Origin of the sequence: Lacrimispora xylanolytica (assembly GCF_026723765.1) — a bacterium.
Lineage (GTDB): Bacteria > Bacillota > Clostridia > Lachnospirales > Lachnospiraceae > Lacrimispora > Lacrimispora xylanolytica.
Window position 1 is genome coordinate 326,522 of the sequence record NZ_CP113524.1, and the last position, 23,115, is coordinate 349,636.

21 protein-coding genes and 1 tRNA gene are annotated in these 23,115 nt (G+C 40.7%); 18 read left to right on the forward strand and 4 right to left on the reverse strand.

Translation table 11 applies throughout. From position 1 onward, the window contains the following. Window positions 1–17 precede the first annotated feature (17 nt). Window positions 18–1,703, forward strand: coding sequence for a hypothetical protein (locus OW255_RS01600; protein ID WP_268115416.1), 1,686 nt, complete (start codon window positions 18–20; stop codon window positions 1,701–1,703). Between the two features lie 11 nt (window positions 1,704–1,714). After that, a complete protein-coding gene (locus tag OW255_RS01605) occupies window positions 1,715–2,323 on the forward strand; it encodes a pentapeptide repeat-containing protein (protein ID WP_024837652.1) in 609 nt (202 codons plus the stop codon). Window positions 2,324–2,419: 96 nt separating this feature from the next. Here the strand turns inward: OW255_RS01605 and OW255_RS01610 are convergent, their stop codons facing one another. Next, window positions 2,420–2,695, reverse strand: a complete 276-nt coding sequence (locus OW255_RS01610; protein ID WP_024837651.1) for a hypothetical protein — start codon at window positions 2,693–2,695, stop codon at window positions 2,420–2,422. A gap of 1,039 nt (window positions 2,696–3,734) precedes the next feature. On the opposite strand from OW255_RS01610, the gene OW255_RS01615 reads away from it, so the two are divergent. The 3 genes from OW255_RS01615 (at window position 3,735) to OW255_RS01625 (ending at window position 6,514) form a co-directional block, all read left to right on the forward strand. Further along, window positions 3,735–4,958, forward strand: coding sequence for an IS110 family RNA-guided transposase (locus OW255_RS01615; protein ID WP_024837650.1), 1,224 nt, complete (start codon window positions 3,735–3,737; stop codon window positions 4,956–4,958). A gap of 293 nt (window positions 4,959–5,251) precedes the next feature. Then, window positions 5,252–5,626 (forward strand): DUF7674 family protein, encoded by a 375-nt coding sequence (locus tag OW255_RS01620; protein WP_024837642.1) that lies wholly within the window; start codon window positions 5,252–5,254, stop codon window positions 5,624–5,626. 489 nt (window positions 5,627–6,115) lie between these two features. Further along, complete coding sequence (locus OW255_RS01625; protein ID WP_268115417.1) at window positions 6,116–6,514, forward strand: hypothetical protein; 399 nt, start codon at window positions 6,116–6,118, stop codon at window positions 6,512–6,514. A gap of 639 nt (window positions 6,515–7,153) precedes the next feature. Here the strand turns inward: OW255_RS01625 and OW255_RS01630 are convergent. From OW255_RS01630 to OW255_RS01640, 3 genes are read right to left on the reverse strand one after another with little or no spacing between them, the layout of a single operon-like run. After that, window positions 7,154–8,029: a M28 family peptidase gene (locus OW255_RS01630; protein ID WP_024837640.1), complete on the reverse strand. Its 876-nt coding sequence runs from the start codon at window positions 8,027–8,029 to the stop codon at window positions 7,154–7,156. After that, window positions 8,026–8,601 (reverse strand): NanQ anomerase/TabA/YiaL family protein, encoded by a 576-nt coding sequence (locus tag OW255_RS01635; protein WP_268115418.1) that lies wholly within the window; start codon window positions 8,599–8,601, stop codon window positions 8,026–8,028. The genes OW255_RS01630 and OW255_RS01635 overlap by 4 nt, the downstream gene beginning before the upstream one ends. Before the next feature lie 20 nt (window positions 8,602–8,621). Further along, a complete protein-coding gene (locus OW255_RS01640; RefSeq protein WP_268115419.1) occupies window positions 8,622–9,368 on the reverse strand; it encodes a GntR family transcriptional regulator in 747 nt (248 codons plus the stop codon). Between the two features lie 502 nt (window positions 9,369–9,870). On the opposite strand from OW255_RS01640, the gene OW255_RS01645 reads away from it, so the two are divergent. The 13 genes from OW255_RS01645 to OW255_RS01705 all read left to right on the forward strand — a co-directional run bounded on the left by OW255_RS01645 (window position 9,871) and on the right by OW255_RS01705 (window position 23,107). Further along, complete coding sequence (locus tag OW255_RS01645) at window positions 9,871–11,214, forward strand: hypothetical protein (RefSeq protein WP_024837637.1); 1,344 nt, start codon at window positions 9,871–9,873, stop codon at window positions 11,212–11,214. Window positions 11,215–11,287: 73 nt separating this feature from the next. Beyond that, complete coding sequence (locus OW255_RS01650) at window positions 11,288–13,417, forward strand: hydantoinase/oxoprolinase family protein (protein WP_024837636.1); 2,130 nt, start codon at window positions 11,288–11,290, stop codon at window positions 13,415–13,417. 17 nt (window positions 13,418–13,434) lie between these two features. Further along, the gene (locus OW255_RS01655) at window positions 13,435–14,082 is read left to right on the forward strand and encodes a hypothetical protein (protein WP_268115420.1); all 648 of its coding nucleotides are present in this window, start codon (window positions 13,435–13,437) and stop codon (window positions 14,080–14,082) included. 12 nt (window positions 14,083–14,094) lie between these two features. Further along, the gene (locus OW255_RS01660; RefSeq protein WP_268115421.1) at window positions 14,095–14,841 is read left to right on the forward strand and encodes a GntR family transcriptional regulator; all 747 of its coding nucleotides are present in this window, start codon (window positions 14,095–14,097) and stop codon (window positions 14,839–14,841) included. A gap of 95 nt (window positions 14,842–14,936) precedes the next feature. Beyond that, a tRNA-Gly gene (locus tag OW255_RS01665) sits at window positions 14,937–15,009 on the forward strand. Between the two features lie 212 nt (window positions 15,010–15,221). Then, on the forward strand, window positions 15,222–17,417 hold the full coding sequence (locus OW255_RS01670) for a YhgE/Pip domain-containing protein (protein WP_268115422.1): 2,196 nt from the start codon (window positions 15,222–15,224) through the stop codon (window positions 17,415–17,417). After that, complete coding sequence (locus OW255_RS01675; RefSeq protein ID WP_268115423.1) at window positions 17,374–18,564, forward strand: hypothetical protein; 1,191 nt, start codon at window positions 17,374–17,376, stop codon at window positions 18,562–18,564. The genes OW255_RS01670 and OW255_RS01675 overlap by 44 nt, the downstream gene beginning before the upstream one ends. Before the next feature lie 184 nt (window positions 18,565–18,748). Continuing rightward, the gene (gene trxA / locus OW255_RS01680) at window positions 18,749–19,069 is read left to right on the forward strand and encodes a thioredoxin (RefSeq protein WP_024837631.1); all 321 of its coding nucleotides are present in this window, start codon (window positions 18,749–18,751) and stop codon (window positions 19,067–19,069) included. Between the two features lie 230 nt (window positions 19,070–19,299). After that, window positions 19,300–20,130 carry a MerR family transcriptional regulator gene (locus tag OW255_RS01685; RefSeq protein WP_024837630.1) on the forward strand — a complete coding sequence of 277 codons (831 nt, stop codon included), beginning with the start codon at window positions 19,300–19,302 and terminating at the stop codon, window positions 20,128–20,130. Between the two features lie 415 nt (window positions 20,131–20,545). Then, a complete protein-coding gene (locus OW255_RS01690; protein ID WP_024837629.1) occupies window positions 20,546–21,526 on the forward strand; it encodes a DMT family transporter in 981 nt (326 codons plus the stop codon). A gap of 3 nt (window positions 21,527–21,529) precedes the next feature. Continuing rightward, window positions 21,530–21,820, forward strand: a complete 291-nt coding sequence (gene eutM, locus OW255_RS01695) for an ethanolamine utilization microcompartment protein EutM (protein WP_024837628.1) — start codon at window positions 21,530–21,532, stop codon at window positions 21,818–21,820. Then, window positions 21,820–22,818, forward strand: a complete 999-nt coding sequence (locus tag OW255_RS01700; RefSeq protein ID WP_024837627.1) for a DMT family transporter — start codon at window positions 21,820–21,822, stop codon at window positions 22,816–22,818. The genes eutM and OW255_RS01700 overlap by 1 nt, the downstream gene beginning before the upstream one ends. A gap of 4 nt (window positions 22,819–22,822) precedes the next feature. After that, window positions 22,823–23,107, forward strand: a complete 285-nt coding sequence (locus OW255_RS01705; protein ID WP_024837626.1) for a hypothetical protein — start codon at window positions 22,823–22,825, stop codon at window positions 23,105–23,107. The last annotated feature ends 8 nt before the right edge of the window (window positions 23,108–23,115 follow it).

Below are 23,115 nucleotides of genomic sequence, written 5' to 3' on the forward strand. Positions count from 1 at the left end.
ATAGGAGGTACGTCTGCATGCTAAATAATCTGTTAAAAGTTACTAAGAACGTAATATCAAAGTGTGTAAAACCAGTTTTAGAGTCTGCCAAAAAAGCGTTTCAGCCTCAAATAAAAAATCTTCAAAATTCCACCCTGGGCAAAGCAGCAGCCAAATTACTTCCTGTGGTTAATTCGCCTGCAGTTAAGTCTGGCTTCAGCCAGGTACAAAAAGCATTGGCACTTCCCAAGACAGTGGCACCTGCTAAAAAAGAAGTGGCGTCTACACCTCAATCAAGCAGCAATAATCAAGCGAAACAGCTTAGTACATCAAGCAATAGCCCAGCTCCCCAGGAAGAAAATGTTAAGCTTTTGGAGGAGTATAAAGGAAATGAAGCAAGTAAATTAGAGGATATCATACGAGGAGCGGTGAAGAGTGATGCTTTTCGTATCGCTTTCAATGCGAATTTAAGCATGGGAGCGATGCCAGGTTTTCTTAAGGTGTTAAGAGTAATGACTCCGCCGGAATACAAAAGCCTTAATCTTAAAATTCCGTATGAGCTGTTAAAAGCTGATATAAAAGCCAAATTTAATCAAGCTGGAAATGATGCATATAATGCTCAGGTTCCTATAGCTTCAAACTTAATTGGAGCATTTACCAACAGCAGTGATTATAAGGAGCATGGGCCTTTACCACTGGAAACCCCAGAAATGAACAATATGCTTGCCATAATGAATTATTTCATGTACGGAGGTCGTGGAGGCGGTATTCTAAATCAAGCAGATGTAATGTCTACATACCAAAATATAACAAATAATACGAATATGGCATCTGTGATTGGGGCTAATGCTGGTGGAGCATTGATCGATGGCGGAGCTGGAATGGCTAATTCAATAATAGAAATCATTATAGATCCTTATGAAGCTGAAAAAAATTTATTTAATCTGGTAACAAAAAGTCCCGTTATTATCCCGGCATTATTGGATAAAGCAGCAAACTATACAAAACATTATGTCACTGAAGCCACTCCCCAGGAGAAAGCAAGAGTTAAGGGAAGAATTATTTTTGAATTGGCATCACTTGCGGCATTTTCAGCAATAGGGAAAGCAATAAAAGGTGCAGAAGCTGCTCAAGGAGCCCAGAAAACGGAGGCACTGGCCAAGACAGGTAGCGAGGTTTCTGCATTAATTGATGAGGGTGGAGTCAGCATTACAAAAACAGAAGATGTGTTGACTGCTAATAGAGGTGTTGGTGAGGTATTAGAAGAAGGCGTTAAAAAGGGTTCGGGTAAGCTTTATGATGATATAGGTAACTACACAGGGGGAAGAAACAAAGCGGAGTTGGATTCTTTGGCTCATGACCCTGCACATGCAGGGTCTACAAGACAATATGACATAGATCAAGGGCTACTTGAACAAAAAGTTGGTTTGAGTTTAGAAGAAAGAGGAAAGGTTGCTGGTCCATTAACTAGAGATCCATCGGGGGCAGCTGAATTTTTTGATAAAAATGGTCAAGCTTGGGATGTTAAATCATTTAACTCAAATTATAAGCCTAGTAAAGGCGGTTATACACTCCAAAAATCGATGGATAGCATTCTTGATTCAATAAGTAAAAATGAAAATGTAATGCTTGATACTTCGAATCTAAGTTTAGCACACAAAACTGAATTATTGAATGAGATAACTAAACAAGGGTTACTGGATAAAGTTATTTTGTGGCCGTGAGGAGGTAAGTAATGGATTTATTGGAAAATTTAAAACGGTATACTGACTATTCAACGGGTATATCTAAGGAACCATGTGAACTTTTATATGAAGATATATGTCTTGATAACATTATTTTTACAAATTACGACTTGAATAATAGCAAATTTTTGGAAGTGAATTTTAAAAAATGCAATTTTGCAGAGGTTTATTTAAGTGGTGCCTCTTTGTGTGGCAGCTTTTTTGATGAATGTGTATTTGAAAATAATATATTTCGAAAAGGAATGGCTGACTATGCTAGATTCTTAAAGTCAGATATTAAGAATATTGATGCATTTAGAACAAGTTTTTATGAAACAAGCTTTGAGCATTTAAGAATAGAGAATTCGATGTTTAAAAATTGCCATATTGGACATGCAAAATTTAAAAATGTAATATTTGAAAAAACAGATTTAAGTAGAACAAATTTTAATAATTCTGTATTTGATAATGTGATATTTCAGAATTGTTATTTATATGAAACACAGTTTAAAGATCTTATGGGTTTAGAAAAAACAATGTTTTATAATACAAGCATTATGATTGATGGAGAACTAAGAACTATATCAGGTAACAAGGTAAAAGAAGTAATAATCATATAAAGGTTGCACCTACGACAAAAAAGAATCTCGTGGTTATGTTTACCTCCAAGCTGATTTAGACTAGAGAAATCAGTTTGGAGGTGTTTTTTATAAATATTATTGTTTGTAAATAAATTTCATGAGCTTCACTCCATCCAAGAATCCATGTCGATACAGAAAAATATTTTCTGATGCAAGTAAACTTATGAAAGAGTCAATGTAATTTTCAACTAGCTCTTTTTCCTTACTGGGCAAATTTTCAATGAAAATCTCAGCTTGCAAAATCCGTTCCTCTTCCCGTTCGGATTTATCAGGCTTGTTTTTATGGAATGTGTCAATCAATATATTGATACGCTCTTGAATAAACATATTCAGTAGATCCTGCTCGGTCATTATGCTTCCCTCCTTTGTGAACATACGATATCGAAATAGTGTCAGAAAGTCGATACCAGAAACTACTAAAAACAAATGCGTTGAATTGGGCAAATAGATTAAACAAATTCACGGAATGCTTATTGTCTCGATTTACTAGCTATGGTTTTAAAGGAGTCGTTCATGACCCCGTAACTTTTTTGTGTAAATGGGATTTACGCACAAGTGTAACCCTGATCACGACCCCAAACCAGGAATCCGACCCCGCTGAAAAAGTCCTTTCAGTCCGCATTGCGGGCTGATGTAACCTGAGCCGGGGAGGACTTTGACCCCGGCTCTTTAACCTGCATCATTTTCGACCCCATGGTTCACCTTTATTTTAGGGCGAGAAATGAACGGAAATTTTATGTCACCAGATTTTAAAATTGGTTGCATATGTGCAACTTAATGTATCGCGAAGACTGGCATATATGCGACATTTATCTGATAAAGCAACAGGAAGATGAACAGTAGATAGGGGTAATCCGAACATTTATCAGATAAAAAGGGAAATGCAAATTTTTTCAAATAGGCCCAACAAGGCTCAGTAAGGCTTGAATGGCATACATTTCCACCATCGGTTTTAAAGGTCACACAGGGGCGATATTTTGCGACACAGCGCTAACCGAGAATGTGACATCAAACCTGCGCTGTCATTGGTCTATGATATCTCTGCCTACACCCCATGGTTCATGGTGAACCATAGGATTTACAGGAAATTAGTTCTATGGTAAAATGGGGCTGCCGGGGGTACAGGGGGTAAAATAACCCTTGCTGTAGCTCCCTTTCCGTTCTTTTTTCTGCCGTTTTTTCTCCTGAAAATAAATCCAGAAATAACTTGCAATCCATTCGATACAGAGTTAACATCAACAACCAATAAAAGAAATAACTTGTCTTTTCACCCATTGGTTTGTTGTAGATAGGCTGTCGAACCCTTGCGGACTTATTAGAGTTAACGCTGTCATCTGAGGTTGCCGGTACGGGGACTGATTGGTTGGATACAAGATCAGGAGGGAGAGAATTGCAGAGAAGAGAAAATTTGCTTTATGTAGGGATTGACCTGCATAAGGAAACCCATACCGCAGTGATGGTGAACTGCTGGAATGAAAAGTTAGAGGTTGTTGTGATAGAAAACAAGCCCAGTGAATTTAAAAAGCTGGCAGAAAAGGTGAACAGAAAATCCAGTATTCTTGGATTAAATCCCATTTATGGGCTAGAGAATGCTTACGGTTATGGTAGAAGCTTAGCTGTTTGGCTCATTGAAAATGGATATATCGTAAAAGACATCAATCCTGCCCTGGCTTATGACCAGAGAAAAAGTGCACCCATGTATCGAAAAAATGATGAGTATGATGCGTATTGCGTGGGAACGGTTCTGATTAACCAGTTACATACCTTGCCAGATGCAAAACCAAAAGATAACGAATGGACGCTGGCACAGCTGGTGAATCGCAGAGATTTACTGGTGAAAGACGGTATCCGGTTTAAGAATGGACTCCATGAGCAGATATCCATGGCATATCCCAGTTACAGTAAGTTCTTCAGCGAGATAGACGGGAAATGTGCCATGTATTTCTGGAAGACCTACCCGTCCCCTGTCCATTTGCGAGAGAAGACGGCTGAAGAACTAACGATGGAATTCAAAGAAATGTCTCCGATAATCAGGAAAGATAAAGCGGAGTTGATTTTGGACTGTATTCATAATGATGGAGATACCTTTCGGGAATATCAGGAATCCAGAGATTTTATAACAATAAGTCTTGTAAGAGACTTGGAACATCAGAAAGAAGAATTGGCAGGGCTTGATAAAGAAATCGAGAAAATCCTGCTTAGTTTTGATTATAAACTGACCAGTATGCCTGGAATCGGAACTTCTATTGCCAGCAAACTGATTGCAGAAATCGGAGATATCCGAAGATTTTCCAATGCAGATAAGCTGGCAAGATTCGCAGGAGTGGCCCCTGTGAAGTTCAGTTCTGCCGGAAAAGGCAAGGAACAAAGCTCCAGACAAGGGAATCGTCAGTTACATGGACTGTTTTATTTCCTGGCGGTAACCATGGTGTCCAGACCAAAGAACGGAGCACCCAATCATCCGGTATTTTATGACTATTACATGCGAAAAATCGGTGAAGGAAAGACAAAGTCTCAGGCACTGGTCTGCATCATGCGCCGTTTGGTGAACATAGTGTACGGAATGATGAAAAATAAGACGGAATACAGAGAACCATTGCCAGAAAAAGAATAGTAATTTTTCTATTTAAAAACAGCACAAAGACGTGCTATAATTTTTTTAATTGAATAAAGATTTTCACCGTTTGTCGGATACCTCAGTACTCCACCTGAGGGTTCGGGTAATGCTGGGAAGGTAGGAGAGGCTATTGAGGGGACGGGTCATCAGGGAAGAATCACATATAAAATTGCACCTTTTGTAGTAGTTGCCGGCCTTAAGAAAAAGCAATGAAAGATGCAGGAACTGTTCAAGGACCCTAGAAGATGAGATTAATGCAAGAATTTTAATTAAATAAAGGGGCAGTGAGTATGAACGTGAAAACAGAAGAGTTTTTAGGTGTTATGTTGGATTTTATCTCTTCATCAAAAGATGAATACGAGAAATCTGTTGAAGATAATGGTGAAGTTTTAGAAACAGTTATAATTGAAGATGTCTTTATGCCCAAAGTGCTAAAGTTATTGGTTGAAGAAAAAAATGTCAATTTATTAAAGTATATCTTTGATTATTTTGTAGAGGTTTCTAATTGTGGTGATGCGCACTTGTTAAATACCTTCTCTGTTACAGTGCTTGAAATGTTGGGTAACGATAGAGATGTTTTAAGAATTGCTCAAAAATACATGGGACCCAAAACAATTCAATTACAAATAGAAGCTGATAGATGCTTAGGGAGAATAGATATTTAAAAATAAGAGTACAAAGTATACAACTATAAAACGACTTTAAATAATTGTTTATTTCTATTTTCTTGAAAATATAAGTAGAAATGGAGTAATGATATCAAAAGCTGTGGAAATAAACGATAAATGGCATAAAGTTTTATTGGGTAATGAGAATGTAAGGTTAGTTGATATGGTTCATAGTTAGTACATTTTAGAAAGAATAAAAAATATTTAATGCTTAAGTGACAAATGCAACGTCGACGATGTCTATGTTTAATCAAAGTATCTATTTCCGACCGGTGCATTTCCTATATTATAAGATTTAGCAGATTTATATGAATATTCATTAAGTATACTCTAATGGATAATATGTCTATAATCCAAGATATAGTGAGATTCCTGTTTCTGAAAGGAAATACTTTGAAATGGTTAATAAATTGAATTTTGAAGGAATACTGATCGATTATTAAATTTAGATACAAGTATATAATTTAGATCACCAAGGAGATATGAATGGATAATACAAATATTTTAGCTGAATATTTAAAAAAACATTTTATCATTGAACAATTAAAATATAATATGTATAATGCTGATGATATTTATTATAGAATTCCTACATTATCATTTAGGTTGGTAGATGAATCCTATATTGATGAATTAAAAGGTCATATAGAATTATTTCAAGGAAAACTAAAGTGGACAATTTTTAAAAGCTTTTATGGGAAACGTAGACCAAATTATTTGCTTTGTCCGTTAGAAATTTATCATATGAATAAAGAACTATATGAAAATGGAGATATACAATCTCAGAAAGAATATTTTTCAGAAGAAGAGTATAGAAAATTGTGTCAATATGGTATTTTAGATATACCAGAATTATACAATTATGTCAAGAATATATATGGATAGTAAGAAGTATATGATTGATAATTTTAGGAGTAGAACATGATAATAAAGGCTTTGAATTCATTGCAATAAGAATTTGGGGATGATATAGATGACTTCTTTTTTTCATATCATGTGTTTATTGGTCCAGAGGAAATAGAGGGAGCTTATGAAGTTTATGACTTTAATCTAATTAGCATCAAACGATTAGCAAGAGACTTTTCAGATTTTGGGATAATTTTAAATCGAGGTTGAATGATTTCAAAATATTTCAATGAGGAACAAATTAAATGAGAAATAGAATATATTATTAAAAAAAGTATTGATAAAAGTGATGAAATAGCATACAAAAATATAGCGATGTTTTTAAGAAGGGAAGAACAGTAATTCTTTTCTTAGGGGAAGAGATTATCTTGAATTCATTCTACCTCCAAGCTGATATAATGAAATGTATCAGTTTGGAGGTATTTTATTATAATTTATCTTAAAAGTAATAGTTTGTAAGGCAGTTTTGGAGTTTTGATTCAGCATAGATATCCTGATTATTAAAAAAATATTTATTCAAAACTAGTAAGAATCTGAGTCTGAACATTTTATTTGCTTTCTTTATAGTTTTATCAAGCTAAAAAAATATCCGGCAATACTATCCTAGAAAACGGGGCTTTAATCCATATTGTTTCTGGTGTTGAAAGTGCTAGGTGAGCTTATGCCCCAGCCCTGAAACCAGCCCTTTTTTCTCTCCGGACGAGTCATAATCGCCTCCAGTAAATATCGGTAAATCCGGTTCATAGCCTCTTTTTGAACCCATTCCGGAGAATCCCGGTATCCGCCGTGCATGGTTGTGGTGACCTCCATCTGGGATAAGATCATGTCAAACTCCGGAGGTCGTCCTAGTATGCCACTTCCCATCTGGGACAAGGCGCTTAAATACTGGATGTCCCAGTGAGGAATGATAGCAACGCTGATGGCTGGAACCCGTCTCCCTGTAAAAGAAGCTTCGTCGCTGGGAGGAAGGTATTTCACGAGAAGTCCATTGTGAGAATCCAAAATAGTTTTAGAACAAAAGGAGCGGACAGGCTCCTTTTTTGCATTTCCACGGTCATAGACTGCGATGGTATCCCCAAAACCACAAACATCTAAATTCACTACCCCTGTAATACTCTCCATCTCTTTGCTGGCGACGAAGAGCTTACTGCCTGTATTACCAGTTTCCTCTCCGTCAAAAAATACGATTCTGGCAGAGATATTCTTCTCCTTTAATACCTTTGCAAGCTCAATTAAAATGCATAAAGAAGCAGCGTTGTCATTCGCACCAAAACTTCCGGGAACAGCATCATAATGGGCGCAGAACAATAATCCCGGATCGTTGCTCCAGGGAGTTAAAAGAATGTTTATAATTCCTTTTGGGGCTTTGGAAGAAGGTTCTTCTTCCTGAGTGTAAAAAGAAAGCTCCTCCTGTTTTAGAACTGTCTTTAAAGCCTCCCGTCTTTCAGCCGGATCCTTTAAAGATAATTGAGTGATATACTGGCTCGACTTCATAGTGGTTTCTCCTGGGATAAGGCGTCTGAGAAGCCGTTTTTAACTAAACCGCTTCCAGCTAAACCGACTTCATCCAAACAACTATCCAAGGGCACCTTAATCACGATTTTACGAAGGGGAGCAGACTGATCACCCACCTGAATCGCAGGAATGTGAACATCCCATGGAAAATAAATAGCAAACGAACCCGTCATCAGACGGATTCGACCTTCCGGTGCATCTCCATCATTTTTATAGAACAAAATATCTCTTGGCGTATCAAGAAGATCTTCATCAACAATACCAGTGCCGTTATCGCTGTAAAATCCAGCTTCTTCCGGTCCGCCAAAAGCCAGAAACTGGACATCAATGTTCTTTCTGTGGACCTCCGGGCGAAGATGTTCTCTGGGTGCTGTGGTTAAATCAAGAACCTGAAGCACCGCCGATACTCCGGATAAGTCAATCTCAAATACACCAGGCTCATGAGCAGCCATATCATGGTCTCTTAAAAAACAGATGGCATCACGAAGGGGCTTTGGTAAAAGGGCAAGCTCTGTTTCCAGCATGGAATTTTGTATGTTTCCGAAAATCATAGGTATACCTCCTAAGATGATTATGGTGTGCTGTCAGATAGTTCGTCTGAATCTTTGCTCCTTTGGTCTGTAAAGTAATGGGGATTTTCTTCCATCATAGCTGGAAGCAGGAGAAAGATCTTTGATAAATGATGATGATAAATGCTGCATGCCCGATCCGTATCCCTCCCGGCCATAGCATCTGAAAGGTCAGTGAGATCCGACAGAAATTCCTTGGTTGCAGTGATGTCCTTGGCGGATAGATAAAGAAACCTTTGTAAATCCATGCCGGCGATCTGGACGGACTCCCAAATATAATCCATCTTTCCCCCAAGCTCGTATAAAAGCTTGTAATAATCCATGATCAGTCTGGCTGACTGGGACAAATCTCCCTGGGAAAGATGGTCTTCCATCTCCTTTAAGACAAGGTATAAAACGTCAAACTGAGAACCTTTTACATTGCGGATAAAAATATTTTTTATCATGGCAGTACCCAGCTGGTTATGAATCCAAAGGGTCTGCTCCAGCCTTCTGGTATCTATTTTAGAGACGAAAGCACCTTTTTGGGGAATAATATCCACCAGACTTTTTCTGGAGAGTTTATATAGCGTATCGTGGACCGGCGTACGGCTGATACCAAGTGCATCGGCAAATTCAATTTCATTCATCTTCCTTCCGGGGGGAAGATGGAGATTCAGAATGAAATATCTAAGCACCCGGTAGGCGTACTGCCTGGCGTCCTCGCTTCCTTTCCGGGGGGATATTTTCTGAAGTGGTAAGAGTGGCATGAAAAACTCCGTTCTGCCGTCTTTTTCTACGGCACTGTTTATAAAAACGGTCCGCGTCAGGAGCGCTTTTTCCTTCGTTTCTTTACCTCTGATTATACCATGAAATCCGTTATAATGGAAAGCGAAATGGACTAAAATCAATGCTCCCAATAAGGTTTAATAAAAAAATTTGGAAAAGAAATGTTAGAATTTGGAGATATGGGTAGAATGATTAGGAAGTAACCAACACATAACTGATATATTATGCAAGGGAAACATTGGATTTTGAAAAGAAATTAAATGTGTAAAGTACAACAACTAAGGGGTGGTTTTGAGATATATTTGTAAGTATTACACAAAAATATACATTCAAAACTGGTATATTACCCATATACAGACTGATATTTTAGTACTAATATATTAGTATCGACAGAAGGCGCACGCCCTCTGTGGGGAGGCGGAAGAGCCATGGATTCTTCTGCGGGTTACTATTTAAAAACATTTTATTTTAAGGAGGGTTCGTATGAACATCAATGTAATCATCGGTATTATCATGATTTTGTCCTTCCTTGGCATGGTATGGTACTGTGTGAAGGGACTCAATCTTATGGTGGGGTTTGCGGTTATGGCTACATTCTGGACCGTACTTGCCATGGTGGGAAATTCATTTTCACCAAATTCAGCCATGGAGGGCAAGTCCGTCATCGACGTGCTGACTTATGTCTACGCAGATGGTCCGGCAGGTTATGCAAAATCAATTCTCGTTAATGTATTCTTTGGCGCATTCTTTGGAAGGGTTTTAGTTGATACAGGAATCGCTGCAACCTTAATCCGTAAGGTCGTTGAACTTGGTGGTGACAAGCCAAGAATCACCTTAGGTCTTTTATGTGTTGCGACTGCAATCATCTTCATGTCCATGACTGGTATCGGTCCTGTTATCTCCATCGCAGTTATCGTACTTCCAATCATGCTTTCCTTAGGAATACCGGCACCGGTAGCCATGTTCAGCTTCATGGGTTCCATTATGGCAGGTATCTTCGGAAACATTGTAAACTTCAAGCAGTATCAGACTATTTATGCTGGGTTTAACAAAGAAGCAGAAGCTTATACCTATAACGACTATTTCCAGATTGGTCTGATCTGTATGATCGTTGCCCTGGTAGTAGTACTTATCGTGTCAAACATCTCTATGAATAAGAAGACTTCCCATGCCTGGGCAGCATCTGCTTCTCAGACAAGTGACAATGCTCCAGCTATTTCCTGGATTTCTGTTATTCTTCCAGTCATCGGTGTGGTTGCATTTAAGCTTCCGATTATTCTTGGATTCTGTATTTCCGCAATCTATGCACTTGTTACAACTGGTAAGATGAAAGGTTCTTATTCTGAAATCTGCAGACTTTTTGCAAAGCTGTTTACCGACGGTTCCATTGACGTGGCCCCTATGGTTGGTTTCCTTCTCAGCTTATCCATGTTCAACAATGCAGCAACCTATGCAGCACCTTACTTTACCGCTATCCTTGGCGGAGTTGTTCCAAAAACAGCTATTTTACTGGCAATTACCTTTGCGGTCTTAACACCTCTTGGCTTCTTTAGAGGCCCCATGAACCTGGTTGGATCAGGAACCGCTATTCTTGCCGTAGTCATTGCTGCCATTCCAAATGCACCGGTAGCATTTTTATTCCCTCTGTTTGCTATTACGACCATTGCTCCTCAGCATCTTGATATTACCCAGTCATGGGTTGCATGGGGATTTGGTTACACCAAAGTATCCACAAAAGATTATATGAAAATGTCAATCCCAACAGGCTGGATCATAGGTGCCATCTGTTGCATCGCGGTATTTGTTCTTTACGGCGGATTGTTCTAAACCACAGGGAACTGGCGGGCAGCCGCCAGTTCCATTGTTAAAAGGGATCAAAGGAAGAAAGGAGATTCTTAAAATGGGAAGATCAGTAAGAATGGGCATCGATGTGGGAGGCACCCATACCAAAGCAGTTGCTATTGATAACGCCACCCACGAAATCATTGGGAAATCTTCGGTGAAAACGACACATGATGATCCCAGAGGCGTAGCGGCAGGAGTCGTTCGATCATTTCAGAACTGTTTAAAGGAAAATGAAATCAGCCCCGATGATGTTGTCTTCGTTGCACACTCCACCACACAGGCCACCAATGCCTTGATTGAAGGAGACGTTGCCAAAGTAGGAGTTATCGGTATGGCAAAAGGCGGATTTGAAGGCTTTCTTGCAAAAAGACAGACGAAAATCGCTGATATCGATTTGGGAAATCAGAAAAAGATTAATATAGTAAATGAATTTATCAACGTAAAGAAAATGAACCGTTCCATGGTAAGCAGCACCATCGATTCCATGAAACAGTCAGGCGCACAGGTATTTGTCTCTTCCATGGCATTTGGAGTAGATGACGGAGGCCCGGAGCAGGAGGTTTATGAAGCAGCCAGCGAAAAGGGAATCCCAACCACTATGGCTTCTGATATTACAAAGCTCTATGGACTGACAAGACGTACCAGAACAGCAGCAATCAATGCCTCTATCCTTCCAAAGATGCTGGATACCGCAAGCTCTACGGAAAATTCCGTAAGAGAAGCAGGCGTTAACGTTCCCCTTATGATCATGAGAGGTGACGGCGGTGTTATGGAAATTTCTGAGATGAAGAAACGTCCGGTTCTTACCATGCTTTCCGGCCCGGCAGCTTCTGTTATGGGATCTCTTATGTACCTTCGTGCAAGTAACGGTGTTTATTTCGAGGTTGGTGGAACCACAACAAACATCGGTGTTATTAAAAATGGCCGTCCAGCCATTGATTATTCCATCGTAGGAGGACACCCCACTTATATTTCCTCCCTTGACGTACGGGTTCTCGGCGTGGCAGGCGGTTCCATGGTGCGTGCCAATAAACAGGGAATCGTTGATGTAGGACCTCGTTCTGCTCATATCGCAGGACTTGACTATTCCGTATTTACAGACACAGATAAAATCAAAGGGCCAAAGGTAGAGTTCTTCTCTCCAAAGCCTGGTGATCCAGATGATTATGTAAGAATCCGCATGGAAGACGGCTCTGCCGTTACCATTACCAACTCCTGTGCAGCCAATGTACTTGGGCTTGTAAAGAAAGAGCATTTCTCCTACGGAAATGTGGAATCAGCCCAAAAGGCCATGAAAGCCCTTGCAGATTACTGCAATACTACGGTAGAAGACATTGCCAGACAGATTATGGAGAAGGCTTATTTGAAAATTGAGCCGGTAATCCTTGAGCTGGCTGAAAAATACAAACTGGAAAAAGATCAGATTTCACTGGTAGGAGTAGGCGGAGGAGCCGCTTCCCTCATCATTTATTTCAGCGAAAAGATGGGAGTCAAATACTCCATTCCAGAAAATGCAGAAGTTATTTCCTCCATTGGAGTTGCACTCTCCATGGTCAGAGACGTGGTAGAGCGTATCATTCCTTCCCCGTCAAAAGAGGACATCAAGTCCCTTAAAAATGAGGCCTTAAACAAAGCCATCGAATCAGGTGCAACGGCTGAATCGGTAGAGATTCATATTGAAATCGATCCTCAGACCTCTAAGGTAACTGCTATTGCCACCGGTTCTACGGAAGTAAAAACGGCCGATCTTTTAAAAGAGTGTGATGAAACCGAAGCCCGTCACCTGGCAGCCGAGGATATGAGAATCCCAGATGAGTCAGCCAAGCTTCTTGCAAGCTCCGATTATTTCTATATATATGGAGATCAGTCGGAAGCAGATGGAGCAGGTGCCATTCGAATTATTGATAAAAAAGGATTCATAAAGGTTCAGCGAGGCCGTGGTATGAGTCTTAAGACAACGGCAGAAGGCTGTATCGAAGGTATGAAAAAGCTTTGGGAAGACCTGGCCGTATACCAGACAGACCTTATTATACGTCCTGATTATTACCTTTGTATGGGCGCCCGCGTCATGGACTTTGCCGCTCAGGACTTTGAGCAGCTGGAGCTTCTGATTGATCTGGAGCTTTCCTCCCTGGAAGCCAATGAAGAGGTTCTTGTAGTAGCAGCCAACAGAAAACAGAGCTAAGTTATTTGGAGAAGGATATGGATCAAAAACAGCTTAAGATTATGGCGGAAGAATTATTTAAGGTTCCGGACAGATCCTGGGGAATGTACGCATTCTCCAGGGATATCCTGAAAAATAAAGTGACCGATAAAGAAAAAGAAGCCATGATAGAAAAGGCCATACGCTGCGGGGAAGAGACTGCTGCTAAGGCTATGAAAGAATTTGGTACGAATGATCCCTGGATAATAGCAGAAAAACTAAAACTTAAGGTGGAATTTACAGACAGAGGGCAGATAGCAGACAGAGTGTTATTTGCTCTTTTTACACCTCCCGATCGGGTGGAGATTATGACAGAACCCATCAGCCGGTTGACGGAAGAATCAGGGCTTGATGGACTCATGACCAAAGAAGAGGTAATAAAGCTAATATTGGGCCATGAGATCTTTCATTATATGGAAGAAGAAATAGAGGGAATTTATACCAGAAATGAAAAAATTATCCTATGGAACGTCCTCGGATTTAAGAATAAATCAACGCTTCGGGCATTGTCCGAGATCGGAGGAATGTACTTTTCCAGGAAAATCAATGGAATTTCATATTCACCATTTGCTTTAGACATACTTTTGTATTATAATTATAGTCCAGATGAGGCCCTGAAGATGTACAGGGAAGTATTAAGCTATTAGCAGGAGGCATTGATGGGCGAAACAGACAACAGCCAGGTAGAACCTATTTATGATATTTTGCGGACGGATATACTGGATTTAAGGCTGCGCCCTGGAATGATTTTTAGCATTAAGGACATCAGCGAATCCTATCAGGTTGGCAGAACCCCAGTGCGTGATGCACTCATAAGTCTTTCCAAAGAAGGGCTTATTACCTTTCTGCCCCAAAGGGGAACCATGATATCCAAAATCGATTATGATAAGGTTAGGAACGAACGGTTTTTAAGAACCTGTGTGGAAGAGAATGTCATGATGGAATTCATGGCAGTGTGCAACTTAAAAACAATTACCGCTCTTGAGATGTCTTTAGAGAGACAGGAAAAGTTAGAAAAGTCGGGTGATATCCGTGCCTTCCTTTCTGAGGATAATTATTTTCATTCCATCTTCTACGATGGAGCCAATAAAGGGTACTGTAATGATATCCTGACTGCCAATTCCGGCCATTACCGGAGAATCCGGCTTCTTTTTATGGCGGATTCCGGAATTGAAAAAGGAATTGTCAAGCAGCACAGGGAATTAGTAGATGCCATACTTGCCAAGGATACGGAACGCCTTCATGCCATTTTGAACCATCATTTAAACCGACTGGTGAGTAAGGAAAGGCCTCTGGTGGCAAAATATGCGGAATTATTTGACCATGAGCAGACCGAAGTCCGGCGGACAGCTGATATGCTGGGCGTAGATTTTCTTGTAGACACAAAACTCAAATATCATACATAACCGGGAAATGCAAAATTTGCATTTCACCTCTTGCATTTCCTGGTTAATTATGTTATAATCTCTTTGTCTTAAAATGATACGTTTTTAACAGTTATGCGCGAGTGGCTCAGTTGGTGGAGTACGACCTTGCCAAGGTCGGGGTCGCGGGTTCGAGTCCCGTCTCGCGCTCTTTATTTTTGGATTTTTCGGATTTCCAGTTTCTGGGAGTCCTTTTTTCATTTTATTCCTTAAAATGCTTCATATTTGATGCAATATGCTGATAAAAAAACACATATAAGCGATACAATGGATTATTTTAACAGGATAAGGCATTGCATTTAAGGTTAGGAAATAATATAATACGAAATTAAATGATCAAAATGAATACCAAGGAGGTTGCTATGTCACATATTAAAAATATATGGAAGATTTTTGTTGACGATTTAAAGCGTATTACGATGAATCCGGTGGCCATCATCATTGCACTGGGCCTGATTATCCTGCCATCGTTATATGCCTGGTTTAATATTGCAGCAAGCTGGGATCCATATGGAAATACAAAGGGCCTTAAGGTTGCGGTCGTGAATAATGACAAAGGAGCGTCCATAGACAGCATATTTGATACGGATATTGATGATTCCTCCATTAACATTGGTGAGATGGTCATGGATGAATTAAGAAAGAATGACAATATTGGCTGGCAGTTTGTTGAAGGGAATGCAGCCATCGACGGCGTGCAGTCAGGGAAATATTATGCAGCCGTTGTGATTCCTGAGGATTTCAGCCAGAAAATATCAAGTGTTCTCACTACAAACATTGAACGTCCGGTGCTGCAATATTATGTAAATGAAAAGAAGAATGCCATTGCTACGAAAATAACAAACAAAGGTGTTGAGACCGTTCAGCAGCAGATCAATGAGACCTTTATCAATACAACCTCCAAAGTGATGGCAAAGGTATTAAATAATAAATCTGAAGACTGGAGTACCAATAAGGAAACTGACAGAAACGATGTGGTCAGCTCTCTTACTGATGCAAAAGATGATTTAAGCCAGATTTCCGATACCATAACAATACTTCAGTCTACCTTAAAGACTGTAAATTCTTTAAATGACGGAGTGAAAGGAACTCTCCCTGATGTCGATAAACTGGTAAACTCCGGTGGACAGACAGCAGATAGCGCAAAGACTCTCATTGATTCCAGCAGAGGCTTTTCCACCATCATGACCGATGCGCTTGATGATATTCTTGATAACATTGTGAAAACAGAAGAAACGGTTTATAATACGTTCCGTGTTGTTAATAAGCTTTCTGGTACTTCTGCGGATGCCATTGCAGATTCTTTAAAGAATATTCAGGGGCTTTTGCAGGCAGGGCTTGAACAGATTAATGGAATTAATAAAATCCTTACCACCATTAATAAGTATCTCCCCATACCTATTTCCGATGCCACTGAGCTGCAAAAGCAGCTTACGGTTCTGGCAAAGCAGCAGCAGGACGCCATCGCAAAGCTTGCCGCGGCGGAAAAGACCGTCCGTCAGACAAAACAGCTGCCAAGCGATATGGAGTCGGATATTGGTAACGTATTAGATGGACTTTATAATACGACTTCAGATACACAGAATTTCTATAAAGGCAGAGTTGAGGTTCCTCTTAATGACAGTCTCGATAAGATGTATGACACCCTGGGTGCTACATCAGGAGCATTAGACAGTCTGGGAGGTCTAATTGGCCAGGTAGACGGTACTTTAACAAGTGTTACTTCTTCTTCTCAGAGCCTCATCGAGACCCTTGACAGTACCAAAAATATGATTGCCAGGGGCCAGGAACGTATTGATGATATGATTGCGGATGTGAACAAAGTCGCTGACAGCAAGCAGCTCAATAAGGTCATGGACATCATGAAGAATGATCCGGAGCAGTTCAGCGAGTTTATGAAGACTCCAACGGATATGGTCACCAATAAGATTTATCCAATCGAGCTTTACGGATCTGCAATGACCCCGTTCTATACCACTCTTGCCATCTGGGTAGGGGGTACGCTTTTGGTAGCCTTGATTAAATGTAAGGTCGAGGAGGAAAGGGCAGAGGGGCTTAAGCTATACGAAACTTATTTTGGCAGATATCTGTTATTTTTGCTCATTGGTTCCATTCAGGCACTTGTTGTGTCTCTGGGAGATATATACCTGCTTAAGATTCAATGTCTCTACCCTGGAAAATTTGTATTAGCAGCAGTTACAGCCAGCTTTATATTTATCACTATTATCTATTCGCTGACCGTTTCCTTTGGAGACGTAGGTAAAGCGATTTCCATCGTATTTCTGGTACTTCAGGTTGCAGGCTCTGGTGGAACGTTCCCGATCCAGGTAACGCCAAGGTTCTTCCAGATGGTGAATCCATTGCTTCCGTTTACTCACATTATCAATGCCATGAGAGAATGCGTGGGAGGAATGTATCAAAATGATTACTACAGGTATTTAGGATACGCATTGATCTTTATTCCTATTTCGTATCTGGTTGGTATCGTATTGCGGAAGAAGGTGCATGAACTGAATGAATTCTTTGAAGAAAAACTTAGTGAAACAGGATTGTTCTAATAAAAAAAAGAAATTTCACATACCAGGAGTAAAGCCGTGGGTCGTAAAGCTATGTACCATTTTTCTGGCTCTGGGAATTATTTTCACGGCTGTCTGGTATGTGCTGCCCAGGTATTATGCCAAGTTTTATTTGACCCGGTCTGCGCTCTCTACCAGGGAGCAGCTGTTAAAGCTGTGGAACCAGGATGAGGGCGAGGGTAATGCCTACGAGGACAGCTTAAAGCTGGTGGCCGATGAAGTGAGATGGAACGGGCACTCCATTCTCCTCCTTCCCGGAGGGCTTGGAATCTCCTTTACAGAGCAGCGAAGCCAGGGAGATGCCTTTTCCCAGGGAAGTCTTAATGTGTACTTCTTAGGAGCGATTCGGGAAGGCATCAGTTACTGGGCGGACCAGGAAAATGTGGTGTTCCACATTCCCGGGATCACGGACATTTCGGCTCAGACCACACAGGAGTCTCTTCGCAATTCATTAGGATTTACTCTTACCCCAGGGAAAAAGAGTGACGTGAAGAACCGCCTTGAAACCCTTGGGAGGGACTCCTTACATATGATGGCTGGCAGCCAGATCCGATTTAAGACCAAAGACAATGTTGGTGTGGTAATAACTGCGGATGTTCCAGCCGCCTTATTTGATGAATATTTAGGTCGGGTGGGAGACTTTGTCTCAGATGGCCCCTTAAAGGATAATAAGGAATGGGGTCAGATGTTAAAGGATGAGAGGACCCAGGGAGAATCAAGGCGCATCACCTTTACCATTGATAAGAGCATGAATTTAAATAAGATAGAAGTGGACGGCCTGGGATACTTTTCTCTGGTAACAGAAAATAACGGGGGACTTTCCCTTGACGGTAAGGCATCCTTACAAGGCAGGGAATTTGCCGTTGATTCCAAGCTCTTTTTTGGCAACGGGGTGGAAGGAAAGCGTTCTTTCCAGATATCCAGTTTAAACATTACAACGGATGATGGGAAAAAAAGCCTGCGTCTGGAGCTGAGCGGAGGATATCAGGGCGGCAGAATATCTTCGGGAATCATGGAGCAGGATAAGTTCAACACAGGCAAGGAACAGCCAGAGCATAACAGCATTGATGATTATAAAGAAAAGTTCCTTAAGAAAATCAGCCTTTTAGGTTTTGATTTGAAAGATTAAAAAAATGTATTGACAAATATAACTGTAACTTTTATAATAACAGTAACGAAGCTGATATTACAGAAGTTACAGTTTCTTATATTTATCTAAAAACGCAGGATAATTCATACATTTATGATAAAACTATAAAATGAGTCAAATTACATGGTAAGAGAATCATTTTAATTGAAGGAGGAATATAGTTATGGCAATCGTTACATTGAATCAGAACAATTTTGAGTCAGAGGTAGTTAACAGCAAAGGCATTGTACTTGTAGATTTCTGGGCAACCTGGTGTGGTCCTTGTAAGATGTTTGCACCAATCCTTGATGAGATAGCATCAGACAACGTTCCAGATTTAAAGGTCGGCAAGGTTGACGTAGATGAGAACCAGGAGCTGGCAGGACAGTTTAAGGTAATGAGTATTCCAACTGTTGGTATCTTTAAAGACGGAAAGCTTGCAGCTACATCTGTAGGAGTAAAATCCAAGAAAGAAATCATGGAGATGGTTGACCGTTTAAAGTAAGGAAAGCTTATGGCCTCAGGCGATTCGGTAAAAGGAAACGCCTGAGGCCTTTTTTTACATATTTTAATACTTTTCAAATTGTGCGTTTTATATTAAAATACTAGTATAACTTGTGGTTGACCTTCCCCTATACAGGAAGGATTATACTTACAATATGTATGCACATGGGGCGTGTAGGAAAAGGCAAAAGAACCAGTTACTGTAGATACGACTATGCTATGGGGGCTTACATGAAAGACGAAAAATTATTCTCGATTGGGGAAGTAAGTAAAATCTGTAATATTTCAACCAAGGCTCTGCGCTTCTATGATAAAATCGGCATCATATCTCCTGACATGATCTGTAAGGAGAACAGCTACCGGTATTATAATAAAGAAACGCTCCTTACCGTCCCGGTTGTAAAGTATTACAAGCAGATGGGATTTAAGCTGGAAGAGATGCAAGGGCTCGTGGAAGGTAACACCTATTACTATCTTGAGCAGAATTTTCATAACAAGATTGAGCAGCTTCGCTTTCAGGAACAGCAGATCCACAACAGCTACATTGCTGTAAAGGACTGGTATGAGCTGATTCAGGAAGCAAAGATGGTACGGGAAAACGATGTTCATGACGTCGCCGTCAAGTATATTCCGGAAGTCACTTACTGCTGTCTGGAACAGGATTTTGATTATAACTACATGGAATCCATCATTAATATAGAATGGACCAATTACTTAGAACAGGCTGAGAATGAGATTACGGGAGCAGTGATCCTTAAGTTCCAGTCCTTTGAAGATAAGATGAATGGCAGCTGCAAGCGTGCCACCATCATGCAGGAAGCGATACACCCCTGCAAGGACTGTATGGACCGCCAGACCTATGGAGGGTTTATGGCTGCATCTGTTTACCATATCGGAAAGCTTGAGAACATCGATGAAGAATACGAGAAGATACTAGCCTGGGCCGAGAAAAAAGGTTATAAGTGCGGCAAGGAAAGCTATGAGCGGTATGTGGTGGACTATTGGACCACCAGAGATCCTGAGGAGTTTGTTACTGAGGTCAATGTGCCCATATACAGATAGTGTCTGGAGGGTGTTGTAAAATGAATTTTTCATACAAGATGCTGACGTTGATAAAACGATCAGATACCACATCTTGTTGATTTTTATCCATTTTGCAGCACCCCCCTTTTTTTGAGTTCAGGCGGTTCTTTGATTTTTGAGAGCCTGATTTACATATATTTAGGCGCATATGAGGAAGCAATCAGCTTCATCCAGTTATTGGACTTAAAAAAAAACAAAAACTGGTTGACATTCCCCATAGGGGTAAGACCTATACTAAATGCATAGAAAAACACATGACACCTTTTGAAAATTAGTAACATTAACTGATTTGCTGGTGTGAGGTGTTTTCTAAGCGTTTTCAGCTGAACGTGAAGAAATGAAGCAGGAGTGGCGCAGCTTCGCGCCCAACTCAATTGGGGGAGGAAATTAAACGATGACAGAAACACGAAAGAAATTCAAAAAGATTGGTATCACAGCGGGTATCATATCCGGTCTTATGTATGGTCTTTATACGACCTTCGTATTGATCGCTGGGCAGTATCCACCGCTGGCCGGAGCAACAGATGTAATTCCGGGACTTACGGGAGCACTGATTCTGGCTTATGTAACTTCAGGTCTTAACGATTTGTTCGCAGGTATATGGCTTACTGGTTATAACATCAAAACCGGACGAATCAATGAACTTGGAAGAAGCCTTAAGCTGTTTCCAGGAAAGATCTCACTAATCGGTTCCTTTGTAGGCGGACCGATCGCCAGCGGCGCTTACCTGTTAGGACTTAGCATGGCAGGAGCTTATGCAATCCCCATTTCAGCCATGTATATTCTGTTTGGTGCGTTTTTCTCCAGAATCATCTTAAAGCAAAAGATTGTTCCGAGAGTTGGTGCAGGAATGATGATTTGTGTCGTTGGAGCTATTGTTATCAACTGGGTGAAACCAGAAGGAAGTACCAACTTTACACTTGGTATTATCTTCGCATTCATCGCAGCCATTGGCTGGGCACTGGAAGGAGTATTTGCTGCTTACGGAAGTGCTATGCTGGATTCTGATGTACTTATTAATATCCGCCAGTTATTATCTGGTATTGTAGACTTATTTGTAATTCTGCCTATTTTAGGTGGTATGGGTCTATTAGGAAGTACCATGCAGGCAGTTCCACCAGTAGCTTGGCTTGTGCTTTCCGGATTCTGTGCGGCTGTATCCTATCTTTGCTGGTATAAATCCAACAGTACGGTAGGTTGTGCGGTAGGAATGTCCCTTAACATTACCTACGCATTCTGGGGTGTGCTTTTCTGTATTCTGTTTATCAACCAGCCTATCACCCCAACGATAATCATTGGTTCTATCATCATTATCGTAGGCGCTGTTTTAGTTTCCTTAAACCCAATGGACCTGTTTAATAAAAAGGAGGATTAAGTAATGAAATATGATGCATTAGGAATGATCGAGACAAAGGGCCTGATCGGCTCAATTGAAGCTGCAGATGCAATGGTAAAGGCAGCTAACGTAACTTTAATCGGAAAAGAATTCGTAGGCGGCGGCCTTGTTACTGTTATGGTAAGAGGTGATGTAGGAGCTGTTAAGGCAGCAACTGATGCAGGAGCAGCAGCAGCACAGAGAGTTGGAGAATTAGTTTCTGTTCATGTAATTCCACGTCCTCATGCAGAGGTTGAGACAATTCTTCCGAAGGATAAGAAGGAGATTAAGTAATGAGCAACCAAGGAATGACAGCCGCATCTGCGGATAAGCAAATGGCAGCTATCAACAAAAAGTTCAGAGTAACTGGTTTATCTACTGGTGCATTTTCTGGACTTACCTACGGAATCTACACGGTCTTAGTACTCTTAGCGGGACGTTATGCTCCCCTTGCAGGTGCAGCTGGATTGTTAGCAGGACCTTATGTATGTTCCGGTTTAAATGATCTTTTCGCAGGCATCTGGCTTACAATCTACAATGCGAAGAGCGGCCGTATCCGTGAGATGGGAAGAAGTCTTAACACATTCCCTGGTAAAATGATTGTACTTGGTTCGATTCTCGGAGGTCCGATCGCCAATGGAGCTTACCTGGTAGGCCTTGCGCTGGCAGGAGCTTATGCGATCCCGATCTCTGCGTTATGCGCTTTGTTTGGTGCAATTTTTGCAAGGATCTTTTTAAAGCAGAAGATAACCAAGAGAGTTACTGCTGGTATGCTGGTGTGTGTAATTGGAGCTATTATTATCAACTGGACAAAACCAGAAGGCAGCCCTAACTTTACGTTAGGAATCATCTGTGCTTTTGTAGCAGCGATTAGCTGGGCATTAGAAGGAGTATGTTCTACTTATGGCGGAGCTATGATTGATACAGATGTAGCAGTTAACTTACGTCAGCTCATTTCTGGTATCGTTGATTTATTTGTAATTCTTCCTATCGTTGGAGGTCTTGGACTTTTAGGTGGAACACTGGCAGCAGGAGTACCTGTAATCTGGCTTGCAGCAGCAGGCTTATGTGCAGCCGTATCTTTCCTTTGCTGGTACAAGAGCAATTCAACCGTAGGTTGTGCAATTGGTATGTCCTTAAATGTAACCTATGCCTTCTGGGGCGTTTTCTTCTGTATCCTTTTCCTGGGACAGGCAGTTACTCCTACGATCGTAATCGGTTCTATTGTAATCGTATTGGGTGCGATTCTGGTTACCATGAATCCACTTGATTTATTCAGGAAAGGGGAATAAGCGTATGTTATTACCTGCAAGAACAGCAGTTTTAAACTATTTATACGGAGTAAAGAGTGCAGACGTTGATCAGATCATGGAGGCGTTAAAGCCAGAATACGGCAATGAGCGCCAGTTTACAAAAGAGCGTTACATTGATCACGTTATGTCATTGGAAGCCAATGGAATGGTAAGCTTAAGCAGCCACGATCTGGACAAGAACGGAGTTCTGCGTATGTACTACGAAATCAACGACGACGGAAGAAGTGCTGTTGACAAATACGTAGACAAAAAATACCGCCACAAATAATTCGAGGA

Coding starts and splice junctions, on each gene's coding strand:
- OW255_RS01600 (WP_268115416.1), top strand. CDS start 18: ATGCTAAATAATCTGTTAAAAGTTACTAAGAACGTAATATCAAAGTGT.
- OW255_RS01605 (WP_024837652.1), top strand. CDS start 1,715: ATGGATTTATTGGAAAATTTAAAACGGTATACTGACTATTCAACGGGT.
- OW255_RS01610 (WP_024837651.1), bottom strand. CDS start 2,695: ATGACCGAGCAGGATCTACTGAATATGTTTATTCAAGAGCGTATCAAT.
- OW255_RS01620 (WP_024837642.1), top strand. CDS start 5,252: ATGAACGTGAAAACAGAAGAGTTTTTAGGTGTTATGTTGGATTTTATC.
- OW255_RS01625 (WP_268115417.1), top strand. CDS start 6,116: ATGGATAATACAAATATTTTAGCTGAATATTTAAAAAAACATTTTATC.
- OW255_RS01630 (WP_024837640.1), bottom strand. CDS start 8,029: ATGAAGTCGAGCCAGTATATCACTCAATTATCTTTAAAGGATCCGGCT.
- OW255_RS01635 (WP_268115418.1), bottom strand. CDS start 8,601: ATGATTTTCGGAAACATACAAAATTCCATGCTGGAAACAGAGCTTGCC.
- OW255_RS01640 (WP_268115419.1), bottom strand. CDS start 9,368: ATGCCACTCTTACCACTTCAGAAAATATCCCCCCGGAAAGGAAGCGAG.
- OW255_RS01645 (WP_024837637.1), top strand. CDS start 9,871: ATGAACATCAATGTAATCATCGGTATTATCATGATTTTGTCCTTCCTT.
- OW255_RS01650 (WP_024837636.1), top strand. CDS start 11,288: ATGGGAAGATCAGTAAGAATGGGCATCGATGTGGGAGGCACCCATACC.
- OW255_RS01655 (WP_268115420.1), top strand. CDS start 13,435: ATGGATCAAAAACAGCTTAAGATTATGGCGGAAGAATTATTTAAGGTT.
- OW255_RS01660 (WP_268115421.1), top strand. CDS start 14,095: ATGGGCGAAACAGACAACAGCCAGGTAGAACCTATTTATGATATTTTG.
- OW255_RS01670 (WP_268115422.1), top strand. CDS start 15,222: ATGTCACATATTAAAAATATATGGAAGATTTTTGTTGACGATTTAAAG.
- OW255_RS01675 (WP_268115423.1), top strand. CDS start 17,374: ATGAATTCTTTGAAGAAAAACTTAGTGAAACAGGATTGTTCTAATAAA.
- trxA (WP_024837631.1), top strand. CDS start 18,749: ATGGCAATCGTTACATTGAATCAGAACAATTTTGAGTCAGAGGTAGTT.
- OW255_RS01685 (WP_024837630.1), top strand. CDS start 19,300: ATGAAAGACGAAAAATTATTCTCGATTGGGGAAGTAAGTAAAATCTGT.
- OW255_RS01690 (WP_024837629.1), top strand. CDS start 20,546: ATGACAGAAACACGAAAGAAATTCAAAAAGATTGGTATCACAGCGGGT.
- eutM (WP_024837628.1), top strand. CDS start 21,530: ATGAAATATGATGCATTAGGAATGATCGAGACAAAGGGCCTGATCGGC.
- OW255_RS01700 (WP_024837627.1), top strand. CDS start 21,820: ATGAGCAACCAAGGAATGACAGCCGCATCTGCGGATAAGCAAATGGCA.
- OW255_RS01705 (WP_024837626.1), top strand. CDS start 22,823: ATGTTATTACCTGCAAGAACAGCAGTTTTAAACTATTTATACGGAGTA.